A 239-nucleotide genomic window follows, 5' to 3' on the forward strand; every position below is an offset into this window, starting at 1 on the left:
GGATTCGGGGGTGTATGCCTACGCCAAGGCCGGTTTTGGCGAGTACATGGGCTTTTCCTCGGCCTGGGGCTACTGGATCAGTGCCTGGCTGGGCAACGTCGGCTACTTCGTGCTGCTGTTCAGCACCTTGGGCTTCTACTTCCCGATCTTCGGCGAAGGCAACACCCCTGCCGCCATCATCGGCGCGTCGGTGCTGCTGTGGGCGGTGCACTTCCTGGTGCTGCGCGGCATCAAGGAAG

Annotated in this window: 1 protein-coding gene; it reads left to right on the plus strand. The window is 62.8% G+C overall.

Annotated features, from left to right (window positions below; all coding sequences use genetic code 11):
* Positions 1 to 239, plus strand: a 239-nt coding sequence (locus tag J5M58_RS27610) for an amino acid permease (protein ID WP_207880698.1), incomplete at both ends; no start/stop codon positions are given.

It is taken from the genome of Pseudomonas sp. 32_A (assembly GCF_017490905.1).
Taxonomy (GTDB): domain Bacteria; phylum Pseudomonadota; class Gammaproteobacteria; order Pseudomonadales; family Pseudomonadaceae; genus Aquipseudomonas; species Aquipseudomonas inefficax.